Here is a 25,299-nt window from a genome sequence, read left to right on the forward strand (position 1 = left end):
ATGAACGATCCGAGGGCCGTCGGGCCACAAATCAGGATGCGGCTGCCAAGCCTGACGCCGCTGGAAGGCAAGGTGGCGGCCGACATTCTGGACCGGCGCGACATCACCGAGGCGACATCGCTGCGCGAGGTGGCCGAAGGATCGGGCGTTTCGGAGGCGATGGTGGTCAAGGTCGCCAAAAAGCTGGGTTTCGCGGGGTTTCGTGAATTCAGAAGCGGGTTGATCGACTATTACGGGTCGGATTCGGCGAGCCTTCACTCCGAGATTTCAGCCGGGGATACGGCGGGCGAGGTGGTGCAAAAGGTGTTTCGCACCGCGATGCAGGCGCTGGAGGAGACCTTTGCCATCCTCGACCTTGACGGGTTCGAGCGGGCGGCAGAGTTTTTGCACCGGGCAAGGCAGCGCGATTTCTACGGGCTTGGCGGATCGGCGCAGATCGCGCGGGATGTGAGCCACAAGTTCCTGCGGATCGGGATTCGCACGTCGGTCTTCGACGACGCGCATATGATGATGATGTCGGCGGCGCTGTTGACGCCCGATGATGTGGCGGTGGCCTATTCGCATTCGGGCACCACCAGTGCGGTGATCGAGGCGTTGGAGCTGGCGCGCAGGAACGGGGCGCGGACGATTGCGGTGACGAATTACGCCGACAGCCCGCTGGCGCGGCTGGCCGATGTGGTGCTGTGTTCGACGGCGCAGAACTCGCCCCTGCTGGGCGAGAACGCGACCGCGCGGATCGCGCAGTTGAACTTGCTCGATGCGCTGTTCGTGGCGGTGGCGCAGCGCGACCGCAAGGCGGCGGATGCCAACCTGTCCCGCACCATGCGGGCTGTCCAGTCGAAGCGAAGGGGATAGTCGTGTCGCACCCGCCCGTGGTTCTTGTCGTCGGATCGCTGCACCATGACATCATGGTCGAGGCTGATCATCTGCCACGGGCCGACGAGACGGCGGTGGGGTCGCGCTGGTATCCGAAATTCGGCGGCAAGGGCGGCAATCAGGCGGTCGCGGCGCAGGCGGCGGGGGCAAGGGGGCGCATGTTCGGGGCCGTGGGGCGCGACGGGTTCGGGGCCTTCATGCTGGAGGCGCTGGACCGTGGCGGGGTGGACCGGCGTTTCGTGGCAGAGTTGGACGGGGTGGGGTCGGGCATGAGCGTGGCGATACAGGATGCTGCGGGCACCTATGCCGCGACCATCGTTTCGGGGGCGAACCTGTTGGTGGACGCGGGCGCGCTGGAGGCGGCGGCGCTGTGGCAGGATGTGAAGGTGCTGGTCTTGCAGAACGAGGTTCCGGCGGGCGTGAACCTTGCCGCTGCGCGGGCCGCACGCGAGCGAGGGGTCAGGGTGGTGCTGAACGCGGCGCCTGCGCGCGAGGTTGCGCGGGAGTTGCGGGCCCTGGTCGATGTGCTGGTGGTGAATGCGGTCGAGGCGGAAATGTTCGGGGCGGGGGAGGTGGGCGATCTGGCTTCGGCGCTGGCTGCCGCGCGGCATCTGGCGGCGCAATATGACAGCGTGGTGGTGACGGCGGGGGCCGAAGGGCTGGCAGCCTGGACACTGGACGATGTGCAGATCACCCTGCCCGCCCGCAAGGTGCGGGTTTCGAGCACGCATGGTGCAGGCGATTGCTTCACCGGCACGCTGGCTGCGGCTTTGGCCATGGGGCAGGGGTTGGAAGAGGCCTGCGCGCAGGCGTCGGAGGCGGCGGCGCTGCATGTGGCGGGCGGGCAGGCAGGCTGACGCCGTCAGAAATGCGGGTGTTTGCAGGTGCCCTTTGCGAAGTCGTCAGGAGAGACGGGCGCGGCCGTTTCGGGGAGTGACGATGTGGGGGCACCGGTCGCCACGGGCTTGCCGGTGCGCGGGTCGCGCAGCGCCCACCATATCGTGACGCTGTCGATGAAGGCGAAGTAATGCATGGTCTGGCCGAGTTGCGTGATCGGGCGCATCCGGTCCATCGTATCGGCAAAGACCCAGACGCCGCTTTCGGGGTCGTCGTAGAAGGTCACGACATGTAACTCATTCCGCCGCGACGGAAGCTGGGTAACGATCAGCCCAAGGCGGTCTGCGGGAAAGCCTGCACAAATGGCGAGTTGCGCGCCCGTCACGGCCACATCGTCGCAATCGGCCGCCGGTTTGCGTGCGCCCGAGATGACGGTGCCGGTGAGGGGGGTCCAGCGGTCCTGTCCCTTGTCGGGGATGAGAGTGACGCCGGTCTTGAGCCGTTTGTCGATCTCGCGCAGGGCGGAGATACTGGTGCCCGTTGGCCAACCCGCAGCGTCGTAAGCCTGTTGCAATGCGGCGCAGGTATCGAGCCTGCCGAAATCGCGTTGCAGGATGTTGGATTGCGGCATGGACCAGCGCATGGTCTGCGGAAAGGGGCTGTCCCGTGCCGAAAGCGGTGTGGCGACCACGTGTACGGCGAGAGCCAGCCACGCGCAGACCAGCGGCTTCAATTGGGTGCCATCAATTCCACGCGACCGTTTAGAGTTGAGGTGATCTGGCTGAACCGAGCAGTTATTCACATATCTTTATGCGAGATGCCGCGGTTTTGTCACATCAATTCTTTCACCGCTTCTATCCGGCGACGGGCGGCCTGCGGTCGCTGATGACGTTTTGCCATGCGAGGTCGAGGAGGTCGCGGGTCAGGCTGGGCGGGCGACCAAGGTAGCTTGACGCGGCGATGACGTGTTTGAGCAAAAAGCCCGGATGCGCGCCCGAGGTGACGAGTGACTGCGCGGCGTAGGTGTCGTCGAAGAAGGCTTCGACGATGGATGCGTCATAGGCGATGCCGCGCCTTTCGCAGGTGCGGCGGAAGATTTCGAGATATTCGTCGCGGGTCGGGCTGGGGACGTGGAGTTTGAAGGTGATGCGGCGCAGGCCTGCACTGTCGGCGATGGCCTCGACCGGCATGTTGGTGGAAAAGAGCAGGAGAAGGTCGAAGGGGACGCCGAATTTCTTGCCGGTGTGCAGGGTCAGGATGTCGTAGCCGCGCTCCAGAGGGCCGATCCAGCGGTTGATGAAGGCCATCGGCGGCTCTTTCTGGCGGCCGAAATCGTCGATCAGGAACATTCCGCCCAAGGCCTTGAGGTGCATGGGGGCTTCGTAGAAGCGGGCATGGGGTTCGAAGATCAGGTCGAGTTTGGCAAGGGTGAGTTCGCCCCCCGCCGCGATGATCGGGCGGCGGCAGCGCACCCAGCGGCGGTCGAGGTGGTCGCCTGCGTCATCGCCTGCGGCGATGTGCACGGTGTCGTCGAAGACCTGGATGATCTCGTTCCTGACGACAAAGGCGTAGGGGACGAGGATGGTGTCCTGAAAGGTGGTGGCCAGCGCCTCGGCGATCGAGGTCTTGCCGTTTCCGGCCTCGCCATAGAACAGGACCGAGGCGGCGGAGTTGACGGCGGGACCGAGGCGGTCGGTCAGGCCGGGGGGCAGGACCAGATGCGAAAGGGCATCGTGCAGGCGGTCTTGGCGGATCGTTTCGGCTGCAACGGTCTGGAGTGCGGCTTGTGCGACGAAGGCTTCGAGCGGCACGGGGGCGGGGCCGATGTATTGCGACACGGCAAGCGCCGCTTCGGCGCGGGCATCGCCACGGTCGGTCAGGGCAAAGCGCAGGTCCGAGCGCAGGTCGCCCTGAAGCGAGAGGCCGCGGGCTTCGACCAGTTGCAGGCGGACCATGTCTTCGGTCAGGCTGCGGATGATGGGGCGAGACAGGCACAGCGCATCGGCCAGTTGCGAGGTGGAAAGCACGCCGTTGCTTTTCATGAATTTGAGCGCGAGGCCGATGAGGAGATCGGCGTTAAGGCCGGTGTCTTCCGGGGTCAGCGGGGCGGCGGGGTGGGGAAAATCGGTCATCTGGGCCTGTCGGGGCCGTGGGCGGCCATGGGGGAGGGTGGCCTGCGCGGGGCGCAGTCGGTGTGGATACTTAATATAGATTAATGACCTAAGGGCGCCGCGAGCGCAACTTTGGTATACGGCGGCGCTATGGGCGCGGTCAGCTTGCCGAAAGGCGGTCGCGGATGTGGCGGATGCCCAGTTCGGGGCTGGTCAGCACCGGCGTGCTGCCAAGATCGCCCGCCACGGTGGCAAGGGCGCGGGCCATCGAGGCTTGGGCGAGCACGACCGTATCGCAGGTGGCGGCGAGGGCGCGGATTTCTGCGGCGACCATCGCGTCATGGGTGGCGGTGTCGCCGCTGGCCAGTTTCTGGAACGCGCCTTCGGCGAGGCGGTCGGTCACGCTGCAATCGCGGCCAAGGCGGGCGGCGGTGGCGCGGATCAGCGCAGCCGTAGGGGCAAGGGTGCTGGGCAGGGTGGCCAAGACGCCGATGCGGCCAAGGTGCTGGACTGCTGATTGGACGGCGGCGATGGCCATGCCTTCGTCGATGCGGAACAGGGGCACGGGGCAGAAGGGGCGGCAGGCCTCGACCGCGGGGCCGAGCGAGGAGCAGGTGACGACCACCGCTTCGGCCCCTGCATCGGTGGCCGAGGCGATCAGGGCGGCCAAGCGGCGGGTGGTGAGGGGCGAGGGGCTGCCATCGCGGATGGTGGCGCGCAGCAGGCTTTCATCGACCATGTTGAAGCCGGCCCAAGCGGGGAGGTCGGCTTTCAGCAGCGCGTCGAAGGTGGGGATCAGGCCTGCCACGGTATGGATCATCGCGAGGGAGCGGGGGGTGGGGGTCATGGGCCTGCCTGCCGGATTGGGTTAGGGCGATGCTGGGGCAAAGCGGGGGCGCTGTCAAATCGGCGGGCGTGTCGGTTTCGGGGGTGAAATCGGGCTAATGGGTGGATAGGCTGGGGGAAATATCGGGGCGGGGCACTGGCTTAGGGCCGGTGCGCCGCGCCGGACTGCAAAAGGTTGGAGACCGGATCATGACAAAGCGCATCGTATTCACCGGCGGGACCGGCAAGGCCGGACGCCATGCCGTGCCGCATCTGCTGGCCAAGGGGTATCAGGTGCTGAACCTCGATCTCAAGCCGTTCGACCATCCGGGGGTGAACACGCTGATCACGGATGTGACCGACAGCGGGCAGGTGTTCAACGCGCTGACGTCGCATTTCGGGTTTGACGGGTTCGAGGCGGGGCAGCCCGCGCAGGCGCCCGATGCGGTGGTGCATTTCGCCGCCGTGCCGCGGATGCTGCTGAACCCCGACAACAAGACCTATGCCGACAATGTGGTCAGCACCTATAACGTGATCGAAGCTGCGATGAAGCTGGGCGTTCGCAAGGTCATCATCGCCAGTTCCGAGACGACCTATGGCGTTTGTTTTGCCGAAGGCGACCGGGATTACCATTCCTTCCCGCTTGAGGAGGATTACGACACCGACCCGATGGACAGCTATGGCCTGTCGAAGGTGGTGAACGAAAAGACGGCGCGTGCCTTTGCCATGCGCTACGGGGCCGATATCTATGCGCTGCGGATCGGCAATGTAATCGAGCCGCATGAATATGCGCGGGATTTTCCGGGCTATCTGGCGAACCCAGCGGTCCGGAAGCGCAATGCCTGGAGCTATATCGATGCGCGGGATCTGGGCGAGATCGTGCATCTGTGCATCGAAAAGGACGGGCTGGGGTTTCAGGTGTTCAACGCGGTCAACGATACGATCACCGCGCATGAGCCTACGGCGGAGTTTCTGGCCAAACATGCGCCCGGAACGCCTGTGACGCGGGCGTTGCAGGGGTTTGAAGCGCCGCTGTCGAACCGGAAAATCCGCGAGGTTCTGGGGTTTCGCGAGGCGCATGACTGGCGTGATTATGTAAAGGGTTGAGCGGGTTATGGGGCGAAGCTGACAGGAGGGTTCGGGGTGCATCCGGCAATCGGGCAGGGCCGCGTGGCGGTGGTGACGGGCGGGGCTTCGGGCATCGGGCTGGCGGCGGTGGTGCGGTTCGCGTCGATGGGGATGCGGGTTTGCGTGGCCGATCTGGCGGGGCCTGCGCTTGACGCGGCTAAGGCGGCTGCGCTGGCGGCGGGGGCGCCTGATGCGATGGCCATGGCCTGCGATGTGGCGGATGCGGCGCAGGTGCGGGCGCTGGCGGATGCGGTTTACGGGCGGTTCGGCGTGGTGCATGTGTTGATGAACAATGCGGGGATGCAGCCCGGCAGCAGCATTTTCGATGCCGAGGAGAATTGGGAGCGTATCCTTGGCGTCAACCTGATGGGTGTGGTGCGGGGATCGCAGGTTTTTGGCCCGCGCATGATCGCGGGGGGCGAGGCGGGGTTGATCATCAACACCGGATCCAAGCAGGGGATCACCACGCCGCCCGGAGACCCGGCTTATAACCTGTCGAAGGCGGGGGTGAAGGTGTTCACCGAAGCCTTGCAGCATGATTTGCGGGGCCGTGCGGGCTGCTTGGTCGAGGCGCGGCTGTTCGTTCCGGGGTTTGTCTTTACGCCGCTGACAGCGCATGGCCGCGTGGAAAAGCCCGCAGGGGCATGGACGCCCGAGGAGACGGTGGAGTTCATGCTGCACAGCGTGGCGTGGGGGGATTTCTACATCCTTTGCCCCGATAACGAGGTGACGCGCGAGCTGGATGCCAGGCGCATCCTGTGGGCGGCGGGGGATATTGCCGAGAACCGACCGCCCTTGTCGCGCTGGCATCCCGAGTATGCGGAGTTGTTCAAAGCATCGCTTTAGGGCGAAACCTTCTGGGAGGAAGATTTTGGAATACAGGACGCTTGGACGGTCGGGGCTGAAGGTCTCGGCGATCACGATGGGGACGTTTACTTTTGGCGGGGTCGGCCCCTTTGCGCGGGTGGGCAATACCGGCGTGGACGAGGCGCGGCGGCTGGTCGATCTGGCGATCGATCACGGCGTGAACCTGTTCGATACGGCCAACATGTATTCGAGCGGGGTGGCCGAAGAGATCGTGGGCGAGGTGATGGAGGGGCGGCGCGACAATGTGCTGATCACATCCAAGGCGCGGATGCGGGTGGGGACGGGGCCGAATGACGAGGGCACGAGCCGCTGGCACCTGATCCGCGAGTGCGAGAAAAGCCTGAAACGGCTGCGGACGGACCATATCGACATCTATTACATGCACGAATGGGACGGGACCACGCCGGTCGAGGAGACCATGATGGCGCTGGATATGCTGGTGCAGCAGGGCAAGGTCCGGTATTTCGGCTGCTCGAATTATTCGGGCTGGCATGTGATGAAATCGCTGGCCGTGGCCGACCGTGACCGGCGCGAGCGCTTCGTGACGCAGCAGATCCATTACACCATCGAGGCGCGCGAGGCGGAGTATGAACTGCTGCCGATCAGCGTCGATCAGGGGCTGGGGGTGCTGGTGTGGTCGCCCCTCGCCGCCGGGCTGCTGACCGGCAAGCACCGGCGCGGCAAGCCGACGCCCGAGGGGACGCGGCAGTTTGCGGGATGGACCGAACCCCCGATCCGCGATGCGGAACGGTTGTATGACATTGTCGAGGTGCTTGTCTCGGTCGGCGAGGCGCACGGGGTTTCGGCCGCTCAGGTGGCGCTGGCGTGGTTGCTGACGCGGCCTGCGGTGACGTCGCTGGTTGTGGGCGGGCGTAATGCGGCGCAGTTCGAGGATAACTTCGCGGCGGTCGATTTGAAGCTGACGGCGGATGAACTGGAACGGTTGAACGAGGTGAGCCGCCCGCCGCTGATCTACCCCTATTGGCATCAGGGGCAGTTTGCGGTCGACCGCTTTTCCCCCGCCGATCACGCGATGCATGACGGGAACCCGCCGCCGAAGTGGTGAGGGTGCGGCCCCGCCTGTGCGGCGGGGCCTGTTTCAGCGGTTGGCGATGGCTGCGGTGATCGCGGTCATGGCCAGCATGCCCGGATCGTCCATGCCGATGGTCTTTTCGCCGAAGATGCGGGCGCGGCCGATGGTGGCGACCTTGCCGCGCATATCGTCCAACGCCTGTTTGGCCGCTTGGGTGGCGGTGTCGGCCATCGGGACCGCATCGGTCTGGCCTGCGGTGGCCTTTGCCACGGCGTCGAGGCTGTCGAGCACGGTCTTGCCACCCAGATCAGCCTTGCCGCGTGCCTGCATCGCGTCGCGTGCGCCTGCGATCAGGGCGGGGAGGTCGGCCACGTCGACGGATGTTTGTCCGCGCAGGGTTTTGGCCATGGACATCAGGCCGGTGGCCATGAGCGTGCCGTAGCTGGAGCCGGAGGTTTTGGTGAAGGCCTGCGCGCAGGCGAGCAGGGCCTGGCCGAGGTCTTCGGGCAGGGTGGGGGCAAGGTCGGTGATCGCCCGCATGCCACGGGTGAGCGTGACGCCGAGGTCGCCGTCGCCAAGCGCGCCGTCTGCGGCGTTGAGCGTTTCAAACTCACGCTCCATCGCGGCGGTCAGGCGGGTGATGGCGGCCCGCAGATCGTCGGTCGTCAGGGTCATTTCACGCTCCAGAAGGCGCAGTCGCAAGGGGCGGTGAGGTAGGATTCGAGTTCCGCGTCGAGTTTGATGAGGGTGAAGGACACGCCCGTCATCTCCATGCTGGTGGCGTAGCGGCCGACAAGCGGCATGACGGTGGTGGCACCGGCGGCGTCGAGGCGGGCTTTGACGGTGCGGTAAAGGATGTAGAGTTCCTCGGGCGGGGTGGCGCCGAGGCTGTTGACGAGGATCGAGACGCGGTCGCCCGATGCAATCGGCAGGTCGTCGAGCAGGCGGTCCATCATTTCGGATGCGATGGCATCGGCGGGGCGGAGTTTGTCGCGCCAGACGCCCGGTTCGCCGTGGATGCCCATGCCCATTTCCATCTCGTCCTCGGCGATGGTGAAGGTGGGTTTTCCGGCTTGCGGCACGGTGCAGGGCGACAGGGCCGCGCCGACCGAGCGGCAGGCGTCGGCGGCTTTCTGGGCGATGCGGGTGACTTCGTCGAGGTCGCGGCCTGCCTCGGCGGCTGCGCCTGCGATCTTGAAGGCATAGACCATGCCCGCCACGCCGCGCCGTTTGGCGGCTTCGTCCTTGGGGGCGGATGCCACATCGTCGGCAAGGATGACGGTGGTGCAGCGGATGTCTTCGAATTCCACGAGGTCGCCGGCCATGTCGAAGTTCATGATGTCGCCGCCGTAATTGCCGTAAAGGCGCAGCACGCCCGCGCCGGTATCGGCGGCGCGCATGGCATCGGCCATTTGCTCGGCGGAAGGCGAGGCGAAGACGTCACCGATGGCGCAGGCATCGAGAAGGCCGGTGCCGACATAGCCGGTAAAGACCGGCAGGTGGCCGGAACCGCCGCCCGTGACGATGCCGACCTTGCCCTTGGCCCCCGGTGTTGCGCGGGCGACGACGCGGCCCGTGTCGCCGTGCAGGCGGTAGTGTTGGGGATGGGCTGCGGTGAAACCGGCCAGCATTTCGTCGACGTAATCGACGGGGTTGTTGAGGATCTTTTTCATCGGGGGTCCCTTTCGGTTTCTGGCGTGGCGCGGTCAGGCCGGGTGTGGTCAGGCTTTACGGGGCTTGGCGCGCCATGTGTTCATGATCATGACAAGGATGAGCAGGGTGCCCCAGATCAGTTCACGCGCAAAGTTCGAGACTTGCAGCATGTTCATCCCCGAGGACAGGAATTGCATCGACAGGACGGCCAGCACCACGCCGATCACGCGCCCGTATCCTCCGTAGGGGTTGACACCCCCGAGCACGGCGATGAGGACGGCGAGGAGCAGGTAGCTTGACCCGTAATCGGCCTTGGCGGAATTCGCGCGGCTCATCACCACCATGCCCGAGATGGCGGCGAGCGCGCCCGAGAGCATGTAGACGCGCAACAGCATGGCGTCGATGTCAATGGCTGCGTAGCGGGCGGCGAGCGGGTTCGCGCCGAACATCCGCAGTTTGATGCCAAAGCCGGTGCGGGTGAGCAAAAGCGAGATGCCAAGGGCAAGGAGGGCGAAGACGATGAGGGGGGTGGGGATGCCCAGCACCGTGGAATTGCCGATCCATGCGGTGGCGGGGGGAAAGCCCATGACGGCAGAGCCGCCGGTCATGGCGATGGCGATGCCGGTGAAGATGAGGCCCGAGCCGAGGGTGGCAAGGATCGGCGGCAGGCCGAGGGTGGCGATGAGGATGCCGTTGAACAGGCCCGCGACCACGCCGACCGCGACCGAGACCGACAGGGCGAGCGCGAGGACGGCCCAGCCGTCTCCGCTGCCGGTGAGTTTGGTCAGGATGAGGGCTGCGACGATCGCGGTCATGTTGGCGATGCCGACAACCGACAGGTCGATGCCGCCGGTCAGCATGGTGATGGTCATGGCAAGCGCGAGGATGGCGAATTCGGGGAACTGGAAGGCCATCGACGTGAGGTTCTGCACGCTCAGGAACTTGTCGGGCGAGAGCAGCGCCATGACGAGGAACACGGCGAGCGCGATCAGGGCGAGGCGGCCTTCGGTCGATGCGGTGAAGCGGGTGAGCATTGGAACCTCGTTCATGCGGCGCGGGCGGCGGCGCGTTTGGCTTGCCACGCAGGCAGGCCGGTGCCGAGCAGGATGAGGCAACCGATGGTGACAGATTGCCATGTCGAGGGGATGCCAAGGACGATCAGGCTGTTCCGGACAAGGACGATGAGGGCCACGCCAAGGATGGTGCCGGTGAGCGTGCCGTGGCCACCAGCAAGGCGTGCGCCGCCGAGGACGACGGCGGCGATGACGGACAGCTCGAGGCCGACGAGGTCGAAGGGGTTGGCGACGCGGGCCATGCTGGCATGGATGATGCCCGCAAGGCCTGCAAGGGCGCCGACGTAGATGTAGACGAAGAACTGCACGCGCGAGACGTTGATGCCGATGCGGCGCGCGCTTTCTTCCGACCCGCCGATGGCGAAGATTTGCCGCCCCAGCATGGTGCGGTGCAGGATCGCCCATGTGAGCACGACGACGAGGACGGTGACGGCAAAGGCGCCGTGCAGCGAGTAGAACGAGCCGTCGGAATTTTCACCGCGCAGGAGCATCATGCGGCCGAAATCGCGCATGCCGGGGGGCAGGGTGGTGATCTGCTTTTGGCCGATGAAGGTGAGCATGGTGCCACGGAAGATCGACATGGTGCCAAGCGTGACGATCAGCGTGGGCAGGCCGAAAAACGCGATCAGCACGCCGTTGAATGCGCCGAGGGCTGCGCCGACTGCCATGCCAAAGGCGAGTGCGGCCCACCACGGCAGCCACGGCAGGGCGGCGTTCAGGATCATGGCGGTGACATACATGGTAAAGGCGGCGACGGCGGTGAAGGACACGTCGATGCCGCCGGAGATCAGCACGATCAGGGCCGCGACCGCGAAGATGCCAAGGACGATGCCGCCGCGCAGCAGGTCTGTCAGGGTGGCGAGCGACAGGAAACCTGGGTCTGACATCGCGGCGGCGGCGCAAAAGCCGAGGATCACGAGGGCGACGAGGGTTTCGTTGCGGGTCCAGTCGATTTTCATGACGCCAGCCTGTGGGCGAGTTCGGTTTCGGTGACGGCGCGGGCGTCGAAGTCTTCGGTGATGCGGCCGGATTTCATCACGAGGACGCGGTGGCAGGTGGCCAGCACCTCGGGCAGGTCGTCGGAGATGACGATGACGCCTAGGCCCTGGGCGGCAAGGCCCGCGATGATGCCGTGGATTTCGGATTTGGAGCCGACATCGACGCCGACGCTTGGACCGTTGAGGATCAGGACGCGGGGGGAACGGGCCATCCAGCGGGCAAGCACCACGCGCTGCTGGTTGCCGCCCGACAGCGAGCGGACGGGGGCATCGGGGGTGGTTGTTTTCACCGAAAGTCGTTTGAGCCAATCGCGCGCTTCGGACATCAGGGCGGGCAGGTCCAGGATGCCTGCGGTGCTGCCATGCGCGTCGAGGCGGCCTATGGCGATGTTTTGCAGGATGCTTTGCGTGAGGAACAGGCCTTCGGTCAGGCGGTCTTCGGGCACGTAGCCGATGCCAGCTTCGGCGGCGGCAAGGGGGTTGCCGGTGGGGACGGGCTTGCCGTTCAGCGTGATGCTGCCACGGTCGGGCGCGACGAGGCCGAAGAGCGCCTTGGCCAGTGCGGTGCGGCCTGACCCGAGAAGGCCCGAGATGCCCAGCACCTCGCCTGCGTGGAGGGTAAAGGAGATGTCGGTGCAGGCGCCATCCTTGTGCAGGTTTTCGACCTGCATCAGGACGGGGGCGTTGGCGGGCAGGGGGGCTGGCGGGCTTGCGGCAACGTCGCGGCCTGTCATATGGCGGGTGAGCGAGGCTGCGTCGAAGTCGGTCGCGGGGCCTTCGGCGACCTTTTCGCCGTTCCTGAGCACCACGACATGTTCGCAGACCTCAAGCACCTCGGCCAGTTTGTGGCTGACGAAAAGGACGGCCACGCCATCGGCTTTCAGGCGGCGGATGATGCCCAGAAGCACCCGCACCTCGCGTTCCGTGAGCGCGGTGGTGGGTTCGTCCATGATGATAAGGCGGGCTTCGGTGGCCAAGGCGCGGCAGATGGCGACGAGTTGCTTGTGCGCGACCGAGAGGGTTTCGACCGCCACGTCGAGCGGGATGTCGACGCCGATGCGCGCAAGGGTGCGGGTGGCGAGGTCGCGGATGCGTGCCTTGCGGTAGAGCCGTGCGCCTGCGCCAATTTCGGCGGAGAAGGCGATGTTTTCGGCGACCGAGAGGTTGGGGAACAGCGAGAAGTCCTGAAAGATCACTTTGATGCCCGCCGCTGCCGAGAGGCGCGGGTTGAGGGGGCCTTGGGTCACGCCTGCAAAGGCGATGCGGCCACGGTCGGGCTGTTCGACGCCTGCGAGGATCTTGATGAGGGTGGATTTGCCCGAGCCGTTCTCGCCGGCCAGACACACGGCTTCGCCCGCCGCTATGGACAGGCTGACGCCATCGAGCGCGGTGATGCCGGAATAGGTTTTCGTCACGCCGTCGAGCGTAACCAATGCGTCTGGCATGAGGATCCTTGATCGGTCGGCGACCGGATGGTCGGGCGGAAAAGGGGGCGGCAAGGCGCCGCCCCCGATGGGAAGGATCAGAACGGATAGTCGGCCATGTTGGCCTTGTTCACGTTGACCCAAGCCTGACCGTAGATGACTTTGCCGTCGAGTTTGACCTTGTTGTAGCCTTCAAGCCCGAGGTCCATGCCATCGGTGACCGCTTCGCCGTTCATCACCATCGTGGCGAGCTTGTTCATCGCATAGCCTGCGACGGACGGATCCCAGAAACCGATGCCATCGACCGCGCCGGTGTCGAGATACTGGCCCGCGATCGAGGGCAGCGAGGTGCCGAAGACGCAGGTCTTGTCGCCGAGACCCTTTTCTTCGACTGCAAGGCCGATGCCTGCGACGTCGGTCGAGGCCGAGCCTTGCAGGCCCTTGACGTTCGGGAAGGCGCGCAGGACTTCCTGTGCCTTTTCATAGGCTTTCTGCTGGTCGTCGAAGGTTTCGTTCTTGTCGCCGACAAGCGTCATCTTCGGATACTTTTCCTTCTGGTACGCGATTGCGCCATCGACCCACTGGTTGTGCGTCTGGCTGGTGAGCGAGCCGACGAAGACGGCGTATTCACCTTCGCCGCCCATGCAGGTGGCCATCTGTTCCATCAGGTTGGCGCCGAAATCCTCGTTCACGAAGGCTTCGATGTCGTAGTTGGTGTTCTGCTGGCTGGCGGCTTCATGGGTGATGACGGTGATGCCCGCATCCATGGCGCGCTTCAGCACGGGTTCCAGCGCCTCGGGCGACATCGGGACGACGGCGAGGGCGTTGACGCCCTGGGCGATCATGTCTTCGATCAGGGCGGCCTGCTGCTGCGGGTCAGCCTGTGCGGGGCCGACCTGAAAGGCATCGTTGCCGGTGTCGGTGGCGTATTGCTTGACGCCTTCTTCCATCCGGTTGAACCACTGGATGCCGGCGATCTTGACGACCGTGGCGATTTTCTTTGAGTCCTGCGCCGCTGCGGGCAGGGCGAGGATCGAGGCCGAAGCGGCCAGAACGGCGAGCAACTTTACGGATTTCATAAGACTTCCTCCCTGATGACACCCCGTTTCGGGGCATTTCTTTTCTTGGCTACAGATTAGGCAGTCTGGATTGTAATTCCAGTGTTTTTTCAGCGGTTGACGCTAAAAAAATCGTTTTCATACAATGGGTTATTTGGGTTTTCCATAGGCGGGCGCCGCCCCCTTGGCCTGATGGGCCGGAGCGGTCTTTGCACAGTGCGGGCAGGTCAGGCGCGGGTGGCGGTGCTCCTTTGGGCGGTGACGAGGGACAGCACGAGGTCGGGGTCGGCGTGGTGGGCCAAGTGGCCCGCGCCGCGGATCAGGTGGATCGCGGTTGTGGCGGGCAGGTGTTCGATGCAGCGCCAGTCAAGGATGCGGTCGGCGGTGCCGAAGATCACGGTGGTGGCGCAGGTCAGGCGGGCGAGGTCGGCGGTGATGTCGATCTGCTGGAAGCCGTGGGATGACAGGGCGGCGGCGAGGGGGGCATGGCCCGCGCGCTGCGCTTTCAGGCGGGCGAGTTCCTGCGCGAGCGCTGTGGGGGACAGGGGGCCTGCGTCAAGCAGCGAAAGCGCGCGTGCGAGGGCTTGCGGCGTTTCGGCGGCGAGCATGCCTTGGGTGAAATCGGGGTTGATGCGGGGGCCGAGGCCTGCGGGAGCCGACAGGATCAGGTGTGCGATGCGCTGCGGCATGAGGGTGGCGATTTTGACGGCGAGGGCCGCGCCGAGGGAATGGCCGATGAGGGTGAGGGGGCCAGCGGGGATGGCTTGCGTTACGGTTTGGGCGAGGGTGGTCAAGACTTCGTCGAGGGTCGCGGCGGGGGCGCTGTCGCCGTGGCCCGGAAGGTCGGGCGCGAGGACGCTGTGGCCTGCGGCGGCAAGGCGGCGGGGCAGGTCGCGCCAGCCTTTCGGGCTGTCGAACAACCCGTGCAGGAGGACGATTGCCTCGGCGCTGCCGGTGGGGGCTTGGCCTTGGGTGGTGCCGGTCACATCGGCGGCGGTGATGCGGCCACGGCGGCCCGTGCCTGCGACGAGCGCGAGGTCTGCACCGCTGCGGCGGGCGGCGGCGCGGGCGGCGGGGCTGGCTGCGGGGCTGGCTGCGGGGCTGGCTGCGGGGCGGGGGGGGCGGATCGGGCGGGGATCGCTGCCTGCGCTGCTGCGGCGGGGGCTGGCGCTGCGGGGGCGGTTTGGGGGGCGGGTTCGGGGGTCGTTTCTGCGCCTTCGGCTTCGACCAGCGCAATGGGGTGGGCGAGGGCGACCATCTCGCCGGGGTGGACGAGCTGTTCCAGAAGGGTGCCGTCGGTCAGGGCGGGGACTTCGACCACGGTCTTGTCGGTTTCGACCTCCAAGAGCACGTCTCCGCGTTTGAAGGCGGTGCCGGGGGTGACGAGCCAATCGGTGACCCGCGCTTCCTCCATCGTTTCGCCAAGGCGGGGCAGGGTGAGGGTTATGCGGCCCATTCCGGGGCCTTTCGGGTCACAAGCCATTGAGCGGTATCGTGGATCAGCGTGGCCGAGGGGATCGAGCCGCGTTCGAGGGCGGGGGAGACGGGAATGGGAATATCCTCGCCGCCCACCCGCAGGATCGGTTCTTCGAGCCAGTCGAAGCAGGACTCGGTCAGGCGGGCGGCGATTTCCGAGGCGACGGAGCCGGTGACCACGGCTTCGGTGACGACCATGGCGCGGCCCGTGCGTTTGACGGCCTCGATCAGGGGGGCCTCATCCAGCGGGTTGAGGCAGCGCAGGTCGATCACCTCGGCCTCGATGCCCGATGCGGCGAGGCGGTCGGCTGCGGCGAGGCTTTCGTGCAGCATGCGGCTGTAGGAGAGGATGACGAGGTCGCTCCCCTTGCGGCGTGTGACGGGCTGGCCCCAAGCGCCATCGGGGGTGTCGGGGTCGAGATCGCCCTTGAGGGTATAAAGGCCCTTGTGTTCGATGAAGACCACGGGGTCGGGTTGGGTGAGCGACTGGCGCAGCAGGTGATAGGCGTCGTTCACGGTAGCGGGCATGATCAGGCGCAGACCGGGGGTGTGCATCACCCATGCCTCGAGGCTTTGGGAATGTTGGGCGGCGGCGGAGCGGCCCGTGCCGCCCTGCGTGCGAAGGACCATCGGCACGCCGATCTGGCCACCGAACATGTAGCGGCTTTTCGCGGCCTGATTGGCGAGCTGGTCCATCGTCATGCCAATGAAATCGACATACATCAGTTCCGCCACGGGGCGCAGGCCGGTCATGGCGGCCCCGACCGCTGCGCCGACGATTGCGGGTTCGGAAATCGGTGCGTCGATCACGCGGTTGGCGCCGAAGATGTCGATCAGGCCTTTGGTGACGCCGTAGGCGCCGCCGTAAAGGCCGACTTCTTCGCCGATCAGGATGACCGAAGGGTCTGCGTGCATGGCGTCGAGCAGGGCTTGGCGGATCGCCTCGCGGTAGGTGGATTGGGTCAGGCTCATGCGCGGGCCCCTTCGCTCAGGATTGCGGTGAGGCGCTCGGCCTGCGGGCGGGGGGCGGGGGTGCCGGGGGCGTAGACGTCCTGGAACATGGTGGACAGGGCGGGGGGCGTGGCGGCTATGGCGTGCGACAGGGCGGCGTCCATTTCGGTGACGGCTTCGGCGTCGATGAGGGTCAGGTCGTCGTCGGTCGCAAGGCCATGGGCAGAAAGGCGGGTGCGGGCGGCTGAAAGCGGGTCGCGGGCGCGGCCTGTCGCTTCCTCGTCCGCGGTGCGGTAGGGGGATTTGTCCATGCGGGCGTGGCCGTAAAAGCGGTAGGCGTCGATCTCGAGGTATCCGGGTTTGCCGTCGCGGGCGGCCTGCACCAGCGTGCGGGCGGCATCGTGCACGGCTTCGACATCGGCCCCGTCGGCGCGGGCGGTGTTCAGCCCGAAGGCTGCGGCGCGGGCGGGAAAGTCGCGATGGCCGGCCGAACGGTCGACGCGGGTGCCCATGCCGTATTGGTTGTTGATGCAGCAAAAGATGACCGGCAGGTGCCAGAGCGCGGCCATGTTCATCGATTCGTAGAGGATGCCTTGTGACATGGCACCGTCACCGAAGAAGGCCACGGAAATCTGGCCGGTGCCGCCGTTGCGATAGGTGATGCCCGCGCCGACGATATGGGGGATGCCGCCGCCGACGATGGCATTTGCACCAAGGTGGCCAAGCGCGCGGTCTGCGATGTGCATCGAGCCGCCCTTGCCACGACAATAGCCGTCTTCCTTGCCCGCGATTTCGGCCATCATGCGTTTGGGGTCGGCCCCGCGCCCGAGGAAGACGCCGTGGCCACGGTGGTGGGTGGTGAAGGTATCTCCCGCCTGCATGGCATCTGTCATGCCGACCACGGCTTCCTCGCCGATGGAGAGATGCAGCATGGAGCCTGCGCTTTCGCCTTTCAGGAACAGCTCGCCCACCCGTTCCTCGAACGACCGGATGCGGCGCATCATGCGGTAGCGGCCAAGGGCTGCGGTGTTGGTGGGCAGGTGGGGGGCGTTCATTCGGGGGCTCGCAGCGGTTGGAGGGCGTGGTAGGCGGCGCGGTAGCGGGCGTAGATCGGTGCATAGGCTGCGTGGGTGGCCATGTCGGGTTCGACGGTGCGGGCCACGCGGACCATGGCGGCGACGGCGGCGTCGATGGTGGGGAAATGCCCCGCGCCATGGGCGGCGAGGACGGCCGAACCGAGCGCGCAGGCTTCGGTTTCTTCGGTCAGGATCAACGGCAGGCCGAGGGTGTCGGCATGGACTTGCAGCCAGAAGGGAGAGCGGGTGGCCCCGCCTGCCACGACGATGCGGCGGGGGTGGAAGGCATCGCCGAAGGCTTCAACAATCGCGCGGGTGCCGAAACAGATGGATTCGATCAGGGCGCGGTAGACATGGGCGGGGGTGTGTTTGAGCGACAGCCCCGTGATCGCGCCACGGGCGAGCGGGTCGGTGTGGGGGGTGCGGTTGCCCTGGAAGTGGTCGACGGCGAGCAGGCCTTCGGCCCCGGGGGGAGGGCTGCGGCGAGGGCGTTCAGGGTGTCGAAATCGGTGTGTTCGGCGAAGTGGCGCTTGAACCATGCGATGACCGAACCGGTCGAGGTTTGCCCGCCCTCGATCACCGGGCGGTCGGGGTAGACGCAGTCCATGTAGGTGCCCCATGTTCCCGCTTCGTGCACGGAACGTTCGGCTATACCCAGTTGCAGGTGCGACGATCCGGTGATGAGCGCGAGGTCGCCGGGGGCGGTGACGCCAAGGCCGATCATGCCGATGAAGGCATCGGCCCCGCCCTGGACCACGGGGGTTCCGGCATTGAGGCCGAGGTGGTGGGCGGCATCGGCGGTGAGGGGGCCGATGATCTGGCCTGCCGGGACAAGGGTGGCGGGCCAGCGTTGGAGGAGGTCTGACAGGTCGAGGCGGGCGAGCATGGATGCGGGCCAGCCGCCGTGCTGGGTCTGGTAGTGCCAGCGCATGGTGGCGTTGTTCAGGCTGCCGGTCCACAGGCCGGTCAGGCGCAGGGTGAGGTAGTCCTGATATTCGCCCACCATCGCTGCCTGCGCCCAGAGGTCGGGCTGGTTGCGCTTGAGCCAGAGCGCCTTGGGGATCATCCATTCGGGGCTGACGGGGCCGCGACCGCCGCCGTTCAGGCGCAGGGCGGGGTCGCCGCAGGCGGCGACATCGGCGGCTTCGCGGTGGGCGCGCACGTCCATCCAGAGCAGGCAGGGGCGCAGCGGGCGGCCGTTCGCATCGAGGGCGACCACGGTGCAGGAGGTGGTGTCGCAGGCCAGTGCGGTGATCTGGTCGGGGGATATGCCCGCGTTGGCGATGGCTTCGTGCACGGCGATGCCTGCGGCGTGCCACCAGTCGTCAGGGTTCTGTTCGGCGTGGCTCGGTTCGGGAAAGCGGGTTTCATAGCCGCATTTGCCGACCCCGCGCGAGCGACCGGCAAGGTCGAACACATGGGCGCGCAGCCCTTCGGTTCCGCCGTCGATGCCGATCACATAGGCCAAGGAGGGACTCCGTTTTTCTGCAACCGCAATGCTGCGCCTGCAACATTGTGCGGTGTTTGCACTTTTGTTGATATGCGTTGACGAAGGGGGCGGTCAAGTGTCTAGTTGACGCGCGTTTTGGGTGGAGGCGGTGGTGAGCGGCGGGGATGATCTGGTTCAGGCGGCTTGGCTGTATCACATCGGCCAGATGAGTCAGGAAGAGGTCAGCCGCCGCATGGGGCTTTCGCGCTTCAAGGTGTTGCGATTGCTGGCGGAAGCCCGCGAGCTGGGGTTGGTGCGGGTGTCGCTGGAGCACGGGGCGGTGCGGACGCTGGCGCTGGCCGACCGGCTGGCGCAGCGCTTCGGGCTGGACGAGGTGCAGGTGGCACCCGACAGCGGCGACGGGGACGATGCGGCGCGGCGGGCGGTGGGGCATCTGGCGGCGGGCTGGCTGGCGCGGGTGGGGCGCGAGGGGCCTTTGGTCGTGGGTGTGGGCTGGGGGCGCACGGTGGCCGCCATGTCCGAGGCGCTGACGGGGTTGAAGAATCCTGACCTGTGTTTCGTGTCGCTGATGGGGTCGATGACGCGGACCTCTGCCACCAGCCCGTTCGACGTTTGCGTCCGGCTGGCGGCAACCACGGGGGGCGGGCGATGTTCCTGCCTGCGCCGTTTCTGGCCGACAGCGCCGAGGCGGCGCAGGTGATCCTGAGCCAGCGCATGGTGCGCGAGGCGTTGGAGCTGGCCGAGCGGGCGGATCACATGGTGATCTCGGTCGGCGAATGCACGGCCGATGCGCTGTTGCAGGCGACGGGCGTGCTGACGCCTGACGAGATTGCGGCGCTGGGGCGGGCGGGGGCGGTGGCCGACACCACGGGCAAATTTTTCCGCGCCGACGGGGCGCTGGCCGAGACGGATCTGAACGCGCGCGCGCCGTCGATCGGGATTGCCGATTTGCAGCGGTCGAAGGTTCTGCTGCTGGCGGCGGGGCGGGGCAAGGCGGTGGCCACGCTGGCCGTGCTGCGCGCGGGCTTCGTGGACCGTTTGATGGTGGACGAGGGATTGGCTTTGGCATTGCTGGAAGGAGACGGGGCATGAAGGGGTTCGGGGTTCATACGTCGATGTGGACGATGGCGTGGGATCACGCCGGGGCCGAGCGGGCGGTGGCCGCTGCGGTGGATTACAAGATGGATTTCATCGAGGTGGCGCTGCTGTCGCCCGAAAAGGTCGACGCTGTCCATTCGCGGCGCTTGCTGGAAAGGCATGGCATGCCTGCGGTCTGTTCGCTGGGGCTGCCCGAGGGAAAGCATGCGTCCAAGCATCCCGAGGCGGCGCTGGAGTTCCTGAAGCTGGCGTTGGACCAGACGGCGGCGATTGGCGCTTTGGCGTTGACCGGCGTGACCTATGGCGGGATCGGGGAACGCACGGGGGTTCCGCCCACGCAGGCCGAGCGCGACAATATCGCGCGGGTGCTGGTCGAGGCTGCGGGTTATGCCAAAAAGCTGGGGCTGGAGCTGGGGATCGAGCCGGTGAACCGCTATGAAAACCACATCCTGAACACCGGCTGGCAGGCGGTGGAGATGGTCGAACGCGTGGGGGCAGACAATCTGTTCATCCATCTCGACACCTACCACATGAACATCGAGGAGCGGGGGCTGGCACTGGGCATCCTCGATGCGGCGAAATACCTGCGCTATATCCATTTGTCGGAAAGCGACCGTGGCACGCCCGGATCGGGGAACGTGCGCTGGGATGAAATCTTTGGCGCGCTGAAGGCGGTGGGGTTCACCGGCGGGTTGGCGATGGAGAGCTTCATCGACATGTCGCCCGAGGTGGCATTCGGTCTGGCGGTGTGGCGACCGGTGGCGGAAAGCCGCGATGTGGTGATGGGCGAGGGCTTGCCCTTCCTGCGCAACAAGGCGCGGCAATACGGGCTGATATAGCGGGGTGCGGCGATGGGATATGCGGCGCTGACGCCAGACAGTTTGCCTGCGCGGTTGGGCGGGCTTGAGGCTTTGACCGGCAGGATCGGGCCTGCGGCGGGCTGGAAGGTGGCCGAGGTCGGGGACGGGAACCTGAACCTTGTGTTCATCGTGACGGGTGAGGCGGGGGCGGTCGTGGTCAAGCAGGCCTTGCCCTATATCCGGCTGGTGGGGGACAGTTGGCCCTTGCCGCTGAACCGCGCCTTTTTCGAGTATCACGCGCTGGTGCGTCATGCCGCGCGCGATGCGGGGCGGGTGCCGGAAGTGTTCCATTTCGACGAGGAACAGGCGCTGATCGTGATGCGCTATCTGTCGCCGCATGTGATCTTGCGCAAATCGGTGGTGCGGGGGGTGCAGCACGGCCATATGGCCCGGCATATGGGGCTGTTTCTGGCGCGCAGCCTGTTTCGCGGGTCGGGGCTGGCAATGGGCGGCAAGGCCCTGCGCGAGGATATGGCGCTGTTCTGCGCCAACCATGCCTTGGCGGATATCACGGAAAACCTTGTCTTTTCGGACCCTTACTTTGACGCGCGGTTGAACCGGCATACGGCGGGGCTTGATGGGTTCATCGCCCCCTTGCGGGCCGACCGCGCCTTGCGGATCGCGGCGCAGGAGATGAAGCACGCCTTTGTCGCCAAGGCCGAGACGCTGGTGCATGGCGATCTGCATTCAGGGTCGCTGATGGTGACGGCGGAGGACACGCAGGTGATCGATCCGGAATTCGCCATTTACGGGCCGTTCGGGTTCGATGTGGGGATGTTTCTGGCCAATATCCTGCTGGGGTATTTCTCGCAAAGCGGGCACGAGGCGGCTTCGGGAGCGCGTGACGGGTATCGGGCTTATCTGCTGGCGCAGTTTTCCGAAGTCTGGGCCGAGTTTGCGGCCGAGTTCGGGAGGTTGTGGCGGTCTGAGCGGACGGGTTTGCTTTACGAGCGGAGCCTGTTTCAGGATGCGGGCGATGCGGCGGGGGCCGAGGCGGCTTTGGTGGCGGTGCTGCGCGGCATCTGGACCGATGCGATGGGGTTTTGCGGGGTCGAGTTGCACCGCCGGATCCTTGGCCTTGCCCATGTCGAGGATATGGAGGCGATTGCCGATCCTGCGCGGCGGTGGCCCTGCGAGGCGCGGGCGCTCGAGGCGGGGCGGATCATCGCCGTGATGCGGCATGGTCTGGCGGTCGGGGATGTGGCAGCACTGGTGCAGGACGTCGAAAGGTCGGTTGCGAGATGAAGGTGGGTGCAAGATGAAGGTGGGGCAGGGGCATTACCGGTCGATCTGGGTCGAGGATGGCGCGGTGCGGATCATCGACCAGACGCGGCTGCCGCATGAATTCGTGGTGGTGACGCTGGGCACGCTGGAGGAGGCGGCGACCGCAATCCGCGACATGTGGGTGCGGGGCGCGCCCTTGATCGGGGCGACGGCCGCTTATGGCGTGGCGATTGCGATGCGCGAGGATGCAAGCGATGCAGGGCTGGCGCGGGCGCATGAGGTGTTGGTGAAAACGCGGCCCACGGCGGTGAATTTGCGCTGGGCGCTGGAGGAGATGGCGCGGTTCCTGATGCCGCTGGCCCCTTCGGCGCGGGCAGATGCCGCCATGTCGCGGGCGGCCGGGATTGCAGACGAGGATGTGGCGATCAATGCGGCCATCGGGACGCATGGGTTGGGGATCATCCGCGAGATTGCGGAAAGGAAGGGCGGGGTGGTGAACATCCTGACCCATTGCAACGCGGGCTGGCTGGCCACGGTGGATTGGGGCACGGCGACAGCACCCATCTACAAGGCGCATCTGGCGGGGATTGCGGTGCATGTCTGGGTCGACGAGACGCGGCCGCGCAATCAGGGGGCGCATCTGACGGCTTGGGAAATGGCGAGCCACGGGATTTCGCACAAGCTGATCGTGGACAATGCGGGCGGGCATCTGATGCAGCATGGCGAGGTGGATATGGTGATCGTCGGCACCGACCGGACCACGGCGCAGGGCGATGTGTGCAACAAGATCGGCACGTATCTCAAGGCCTTGGCGGCGCGGGACAACGGGGTGCCGTTCTATGTGGCGCTGCCTTCGCCAACCATCGACTGGCGGGTGAGGGACGGGGTGCGCGAGATTCCGATCGAGGAGCGGTCGGGCGACGAGGTGTCTTTCGTGCAGGGCAAGCTGGCCGATGGCACGGTGGGGCGGCTGCGGATCAGCCCCGAGGCGACGCCTGCGGCGAACCCCGCATTTGACGTGACACCTGCGCGGCTGGTGACGGGGTTGATCACCGAGCGCGGGGTTGCGCCTGCGACGGCTGACGGTCTGGCCGCGATGTTTCCCGACCGCGAGGGGCAGTGATGGACGAGCGGGAGTTGCGGGCCGATGTGGTGCGGGTGGTGCGCGAGTTGGACGCATCGGGGCTGAACCGCGGGACGTCGGGGAATGTGTCGGCGCGGTTCGGCGCGGGGATGCTGGTCACACCTTCGGGGGTGCGAGGGGCGGATCTGGAGCCGGAGATGCTGGCATTCATGCCGCTTGACGGGGAAGGCTGGACGGGGCCGATGAAACCTTCGTCGGAATGGCGCTTCCACCGCGACCTGTACCGCGCGCGTGCCGAGTTGCAGGCGATCGTCCATACCCATGCGCCGTTTTCCACCATCCTGTCGATTGCGCGAAAGCCGGTTCCGGCGGTGCATTACATGATGGCGGCATTCGGCGGGCTGGAGATCCGCTGTTCTGACTATGCGACATTCGGCACGGCGGCGCTGTCGGATGCGGTCGTGGCGGCGATGGAGGGGCGGGCGGGATGCCTTATGGCCAATCATGGCATGGTGGTGGGTGGGCCGACCCTGACGCGGGCGGCGTGGCTGGCGCATGAACTGGAGGCGCTGGCGCACCAGTATTACCATGTGTTGCAGATCGGCGGCGGGGTGATCCTGACGCCGGCCGAGTTGGCCGAGGCGGCGGCAGGCTTTGCCGGTTACGGGCCAAAGGCCTGAGGGGGGGGCGCGATGCATGTGATGGTGCTGGGTGCTGCGGGGATGATCGGGCGAAAGCTGGTCGCGGCCATCGTGGCGGGGGGCTTGGACGCGACGGCGCTGACGCTGGTCGATGTGGTGGCCCCCGATGCGCCTGCGGGCTTTGCGGGGCGGCTGCGCTGCCTTGCGCTGGATCTGGGCGAGGACGGGGTGGCCGAGCGGCTGGTGGGGCTGCGGCCCGACCTGATCCTGCATCTGGCGGCGGTGGTGTCGGGCGAGGCGGAGCGGGATTTCGACAAGGGCTACCGCGCCAACCTCGACGGGACGCGGGCGCTGTTCGAGGCGATACGGCGGGTCGGGGGCTATTGCCCGCGTGTGGTCTTTGCCTCGTCCATCGTGGTGTTCGGGGCGCCGTTTCCGCAGCGGGTGGGCGATACGCAGCTTGTCGCACCCATGACGAGTTACGGCACGCAAAAGGCGGTGTCGGAACTGCTGCTGGAAGATTATTCGCGGCGCGGGATGCTGGACGGGGTGGCGTTGCGGCTGCCCACGATATGCATCCGGCCCGGTGCGCCCAACAAGGCCGCGTCGGGGTTCTTTTCCAACATCCTGCGCGAGCCTTTGCTGGGGCGGCCTGCGGTGCTGCCGGTGGGGGACGGCCTGCGCCACTGGTTCGCCAGCCCGCGCGCGGCGGTGGGGTTCTTTCTGCACGCGGCGCGGATGGATACGGGGGATCTGGGGCATCGGCGGGCTGTCACCTTGCCGGGTGTTTCGGCGACGGTGGGCGAGATGGTCGAGGCGTTGCGGGATGTGGCGGGCAATGACGCGGTGGCGTTGATCCGGCGCGAACCGGACGAGGCGATTGCGGCCATTGTCGCAGGCTGGCCCGGCGACTTCGAGGCGACGCGGGCGCGGGCGCTGGGCTTTCGCGCCGAGGCGGATTTCGCCGAGATCATCCGTGTGTTCATCGAGGATGATCTGCCCGCAGCCGAGCATTAGGCAAGGGGGGGTTAGGCGAGGGCGAGGGTCGCCGCGACCAGTATGACGTAGCGCAGGCCCTTGGCCAGCGTGACGACAAGCAGGAAACGCCAGAGCGGTTCGCGCAGCAGCCCTGCGGCGAGGGTGAGGGGGTCTCCGATCACCGGAACCCATGACAGGAACAGGCTGGGCCAGCCCCAACGGCCATACCAGAGGGCGGCGCGGTCTAGTTGTGCGGGGCTGACGGGAAACCAGCGGTGGCCCGCATGGTGCATCAGGAAGCGGCCAAGCGCCCAGTTGAGCAAGGAGCCGAGCACATTGCCGGTGGTGGCAACCGCCAGCAGCAGCCAGACGGGATGGCCGCCGGTCAGGACGAGTGCGGCGAGCACCGCTTCGGATTGCGCGGGGATCAGCGTGGCGGCGGCAAAGGCCGCGAGGAACAGGCCGCCGAGGGCTAGCATGGGGGTGCTTGGGGGGTGCGGGGTCTGGTCATGGTGCGACCTTACCCCAGCGCAACGTGCCGCGCACGGGGGTAAACGACGCGCCAAGGACGGTGGTGC

Annotated in this window: 25 protein-coding genes and 3 pseudogenes; 11 read left to right on the forward strand and 17 right to left on the reverse strand. The window is 66.5% G+C overall.

The annotated features are described in order from the left end of the window. Together HYN69_RS06035 and HYN69_RS06040 are read left to right on the forward strand one after the other, a co-directional pair. Positions 1 to 855 (forward strand): MurR/RpiR family transcriptional regulator, encoded by an 855-nt coding sequence (locus tag HYN69_RS06035; protein WP_108434959.1) that lies wholly within the window; start codon positions 1 to 3, stop codon positions 853 to 855. Positions 856 to 857: 2 nt separating this feature from the next. Then, positions 858 to 1,733 carry a PfkB family carbohydrate kinase gene (locus HYN69_RS06040; protein ID WP_108434960.1) on the forward strand — a complete coding sequence of 292 codons (876 nt, stop codon included), beginning with the start codon at positions 858 to 860 and terminating at the stop codon, positions 1,731 to 1,733. Positions 1,734 to 1,738: 5 nt separating this feature from the next. Here the strand turns inward: HYN69_RS06040 and HYN69_RS06045 are convergent, their stop codons facing one another. The 3 genes from HYN69_RS06045 to HYN69_RS06055 all read right to left on the reverse strand — a co-directional run bounded on the left by HYN69_RS06045 (position 1,739) and on the right by HYN69_RS06055 (position 4,671). After that, positions 1,739 to 2,446 carry a hypothetical protein gene (locus tag HYN69_RS06045; protein ID WP_159082371.1) on the reverse strand — a complete coding sequence of 236 codons (708 nt, stop codon included), beginning with the start codon at positions 2,444 to 2,446 and terminating at the stop codon, positions 1,739 to 1,741. A 121-nt stretch (positions 2,447 to 2,567) separates the two neighbouring features. Next, positions 2,568 to 3,845 (reverse strand): AAA family ATPase, encoded by a 1,278-nt coding sequence (locus HYN69_RS06050; protein ID WP_108434962.1) that lies wholly within the window; start codon positions 3,843 to 3,845, stop codon positions 2,568 to 2,570. Between the two features lie 139 nt (positions 3,846 to 3,984). Continuing rightward, positions 3,985 to 4,671, reverse strand: coding sequence for an aspartate/glutamate racemase family protein (locus tag HYN69_RS06055; RefSeq protein ID WP_108434963.1), 687 nt, complete (start codon positions 4,669 to 4,671; stop codon positions 3,985 to 3,987). Between the two features lie 188 nt (positions 4,672 to 4,859). On the opposite strand from HYN69_RS06055, the gene HYN69_RS06060 reads away from it, so the two are divergent. Genes HYN69_RS06060 through HYN69_RS06070 form a run of 3 tightly spaced genes read left to right on the forward strand, consistent with a single transcriptional unit; the run spans position 4,860 to position 7,710 of the window. After that, positions 4,860 to 5,756: an NAD-dependent epimerase/dehydratase family protein gene (locus tag HYN69_RS06060; protein ID WP_174213601.1), complete on the forward strand. Its 897-nt coding sequence runs from the start codon at positions 4,860 to 4,862 to the stop codon at positions 5,754 to 5,756. 36 nt (positions 5,757 to 5,792) lie between these two features. After that, positions 5,793 to 6,623 (forward strand): SDR family NAD(P)-dependent oxidoreductase, encoded by an 831-nt coding sequence (locus tag HYN69_RS06065; RefSeq protein ID WP_108434964.1) that lies wholly within the window; start codon positions 5,793 to 5,795, stop codon positions 6,621 to 6,623. 25 nt (positions 6,624 to 6,648) lie between these two features. Continuing rightward, positions 6,649 to 7,710: an aldo/keto reductase gene (locus HYN69_RS06070; RefSeq protein WP_108434965.1), complete on the forward strand. Its 1,062-nt coding sequence runs from the start codon at positions 6,649 to 6,651 to the stop codon at positions 7,708 to 7,710. 33 nt (positions 7,711 to 7,743) lie between these two features. Here the strand turns inward: HYN69_RS06070 and HYN69_RS06075 are convergent, their stop codons facing one another. The 13 genes and pseudogenes from HYN69_RS06075 to HYN69_RS06125 form a co-directional block, all read right to left on the reverse strand. Continuing rightward, a complete protein-coding gene (locus HYN69_RS06075) occupies positions 7,744 to 8,352 on the reverse strand; it encodes a dihydroxyacetone kinase subunit L (protein WP_108434966.1) in 609 nt (202 codons plus the stop codon). Then, on the reverse strand, positions 8,349 to 9,350 hold the full coding sequence (locus tag HYN69_RS06080; protein WP_108434967.1) for a dihydroxyacetone kinase subunit DhaK: 1,002 nt from the start codon (positions 9,348 to 9,350) through the stop codon (positions 8,349 to 8,351). The genes HYN69_RS06075 and HYN69_RS06080 overlap by 4 nt, the downstream gene beginning before the upstream one ends. Before the next feature lie 48 nt (positions 9,351 to 9,398). Beyond that, on the reverse strand, positions 9,399 to 10,379 hold the full coding sequence (locus tag HYN69_RS06085; RefSeq protein WP_108434968.1) for an ABC transporter permease: 981 nt from the start codon (positions 10,377 to 10,379) through the stop codon (positions 9,399 to 9,401). After that, positions 10,376 to 11,362, reverse strand: a complete 987-nt coding sequence (locus HYN69_RS06090; protein WP_108434969.1) for an ABC transporter permease — start codon at positions 11,360 to 11,362, stop codon at positions 10,376 to 10,378. Before HYN69_RS06090 ends, HYN69_RS06085 begins: the two co-directional genes overlap by 4 nt. Continuing rightward, complete coding sequence (locus HYN69_RS06095) at positions 11,359 to 12,846, reverse strand: sugar ABC transporter ATP-binding protein (protein WP_108434970.1); 1,488 nt, start codon at positions 12,844 to 12,846, stop codon at positions 11,359 to 11,361. The genes HYN69_RS06090 and HYN69_RS06095 overlap by 4 nt, the downstream gene beginning before the upstream one ends. Positions 12,847 to 12,923: 77 nt before the next feature. Continuing rightward, entirely contained in the window at positions 12,924 to 13,904 is a 981-nt protein-coding gene (locus HYN69_RS06100; RefSeq protein WP_108434971.1) for an autoinducer 2 ABC transporter substrate-binding protein, read from the reverse strand. A 206-nt stretch (positions 13,905 to 14,110) separates the two neighbouring features. Then, positions 14,111 to 14,869, reverse strand: coding sequence for an alpha/beta fold hydrolase (locus tag HYN69_RS06105; protein ID WP_230426506.1), 759 nt, complete (start codon positions 14,867 to 14,869; stop codon positions 14,111 to 14,113). Positions 14,870 to 14,914: 45 nt separating this feature from the next. After that, a pseudogene (locus HYN69_RS21890) lies at positions 14,915 to 15,010 on the reverse strand (hypothetical protein); the annotation flags it as partial. Between the two features lie 164 nt (positions 15,011 to 15,174). Continuing rightward, a pseudogene (locus tag HYN69_RS21895) lies at positions 15,175 to 15,366 on the reverse strand (biotin/lipoyl-containing protein); the annotation flags it as partial. Beyond that, positions 15,327 to 16,331 carry an alpha-ketoacid dehydrogenase subunit beta gene (locus tag HYN69_RS06115; RefSeq protein ID WP_108434973.1) on the reverse strand — a complete coding sequence of 335 codons (1,005 nt, stop codon included), beginning with the start codon at positions 16,329 to 16,331 and terminating at the stop codon, positions 15,327 to 15,329. The gene HYN69_RS06115 and the pseudogene HYN69_RS21895, both read right to left, overlap by 40 nt. Then, positions 16,328 to 17,365: a thiamine pyrophosphate-dependent dehydrogenase E1 component subunit alpha gene (locus HYN69_RS06120; protein WP_108434974.1), complete on the reverse strand. Its 1,038-nt coding sequence runs from the start codon at positions 17,363 to 17,365 to the stop codon at positions 16,328 to 16,330. Before HYN69_RS06120 ends, HYN69_RS06115 begins: the two co-directional genes overlap by 4 nt. Then, positions 17,362 to 17,841, reverse strand: coding sequence for an FGGY-family carbohydrate kinase (locus HYN69_RS21320; RefSeq protein ID WP_230426550.1), 480 nt, complete (start codon positions 17,839 to 17,841; stop codon positions 17,362 to 17,364). The genes HYN69_RS06120 and HYN69_RS21320 overlap by 4 nt, the downstream gene beginning before the upstream one ends. After that, positions 17,724 to 18,845: an FGGY family carbohydrate kinase gene (locus HYN69_RS06125; RefSeq protein ID WP_230426551.1), complete on the reverse strand. Its 1,122-nt coding sequence runs from the start codon at positions 18,843 to 18,845 to the stop codon at positions 17,724 to 17,726. Before HYN69_RS06125 ends, HYN69_RS21320 begins: the two co-directional genes overlap by 118 nt. A 223-nt stretch (positions 18,846 to 19,068) precedes the next feature. Between HYN69_RS06125 and HYN69_RS06130 the strand changes: the two are divergent. The 6 genes and pseudogenes from HYN69_RS06130 to denD all read left to right on the forward strand — a co-directional run bounded on the left by HYN69_RS06130 (position 19,069) and on the right by denD (position 24,760). Beyond that, a pseudogene (locus HYN69_RS06130) lies at positions 19,069 to 19,928 on the forward strand (sugar-binding transcriptional regulator). Next, the gene (locus HYN69_RS06135) at positions 19,925 to 20,773 is read left to right on the forward strand and encodes a sugar phosphate isomerase/epimerase family protein (RefSeq protein WP_108434975.1); all 849 of its coding nucleotides are present in this window, start codon (positions 19,925 to 19,927) and stop codon (positions 20,771 to 20,773) included. The pseudogene HYN69_RS06130 and the gene HYN69_RS06135 overlap by 4 nt, the downstream one beginning before the upstream one ends. Positions 20,774 to 20,785: 12 nt before the next feature. Further along, positions 20,786 to 22,039, forward strand: coding sequence for an S-methyl-5-thioribose kinase (gene mtnK / locus HYN69_RS06140; protein WP_108434976.1), 1,254 nt, complete (start codon positions 20,786 to 20,788; stop codon positions 22,037 to 22,039). A gap of 13 nt (positions 22,040 to 22,052) precedes the next feature. Beyond that, positions 22,053 to 23,141, forward strand: a complete 1,089-nt coding sequence (gene mtnA / locus HYN69_RS06145; protein ID WP_108434977.1) for an S-methyl-5-thioribose-1-phosphate isomerase — start codon at positions 22,053 to 22,055, stop codon at positions 23,139 to 23,141. After that, positions 23,141 to 23,782 (forward strand): class II aldolase/adducin family protein, encoded by a 642-nt coding sequence (locus HYN69_RS06150; protein ID WP_108434978.1) that lies wholly within the window; start codon positions 23,141 to 23,143, stop codon positions 23,780 to 23,782. The genes mtnA and HYN69_RS06150 overlap by 1 nt, the downstream gene beginning before the upstream one ends. 12 nt (positions 23,783 to 23,794) lie before the next feature. Continuing rightward, a complete protein-coding gene (gene denD / locus HYN69_RS06155; protein WP_108434979.1) occupies positions 23,795 to 24,760 on the forward strand; it encodes a D-erythronate dehydrogenase in 966 nt (321 codons plus the stop codon). An 11-nt stretch (positions 24,761 to 24,771) separates the two neighbouring features. Here denD and HYN69_RS06160 read toward each other — a convergent pair whose 3' ends face one another. Further along, positions 24,772 to 25,200: a YqaA family protein gene (locus HYN69_RS06160; RefSeq protein WP_108434980.1), complete on the reverse strand. Its 429-nt coding sequence runs from the start codon at positions 25,198 to 25,200 to the stop codon at positions 24,772 to 24,774. Between the last annotated feature and the right edge of the window lie 99 nt (positions 25,201 to 25,299).

The organism is Gemmobacter aquarius (genome assembly GCF_003060865.1).
In the GTDB taxonomy this organism is placed as follows: Bacteria; Pseudomonadota; Alphaproteobacteria; order Rhodobacterales; family Rhodobacteraceae; genus Paragemmobacter; species Paragemmobacter aquarius.